General features: G+C 33.4%; 1 protein-coding gene. It reads right to left on the reverse strand.

Features of this window, described 5'->3' with window-relative positions; genetic code table 11:
* Positions 1 to 391: 391 nt before the first annotated feature.
* Positions 392 to 685 carry a hypothetical protein gene (locus tag H4J57_RS19505; RefSeq protein ID WP_182243992.1) on the reverse strand — a complete coding sequence of 98 codons (294 nt, stop codon included), beginning with the start codon at positions 683 to 685 and terminating at the stop codon, positions 392 to 394.
* Positions 686 to 827: the final 142 nt, after the last annotated feature.

An 827-nucleotide genomic window follows, 5' to 3' on the forward strand; every position in this document is an offset into this window, starting at 1 on the left:
TAAGTGATCAAACCTAATGGGGTTATACGGGCATGAAAGCCAGAAATATCAGTATCATTTAAGCGTTTATCCGAAGGTACTAGATTTTTGATATTGGTTACGGTTATCTTGCTTTTAATTGGCATATAGTAATCATCCTTGTAGCTTATTTGTAGCAACATCATTATGCTACAACGAACAATCAAGAACAATAACAAACAAGAACAATTAAATATTAATGTTTAATATCAGTTAGATAAGTGACGTCATTGTTCATTGTGGTTCATGATGATATTTAAAGGATTACGAAGTTATCGCCCTATTAAGGGGCAAATTGTAGTTGGCTAAAATGTGTAGCGGAGCGGAACTAGCCAACTGTTATTTGTCCCACTTGAATAGCTTGTTATGTGTACTAATCACTTACACAACGGACATTTTCACTATTTATAAACGAATAACTAAAAAATTGTAACAAACGATCTACTATATTTTGCTCAGTGTTATTTTGAAGCATGGCCTTTATTTGAATTAACTCATGAACAATTTTATTTGATTCTGCCGGAGAAATCTTCGGATCTCTATAAAAGTTTTCACAAATAGATTTCAATTCAGGAAAGCTATCGGATTGATTAACATAAGAAAAAATACACTCTTCATAATGAGCGATTGATTCTTCCTTAATACCTGAATACATATCAAATGCCAAAACAACCTCCTGTACACATAACGCCCCATTAAGAGGCAAATGATAGTTGGCTAAAATAAGCGACGAAGGAGTAAATAGCCAGCTGTTATTTGTCCTGCTTGAATGGCTTGTTATGTTTTTTCTACGACATACCTATAATCCA

Source organism: Colwellia sp. BRX8-7, from assembly GCF_014077275.1.
Classification (GTDB): Bacteria; Pseudomonadota; Gammaproteobacteria; order Enterobacterales; family Alteromonadaceae; genus Colwellia_A.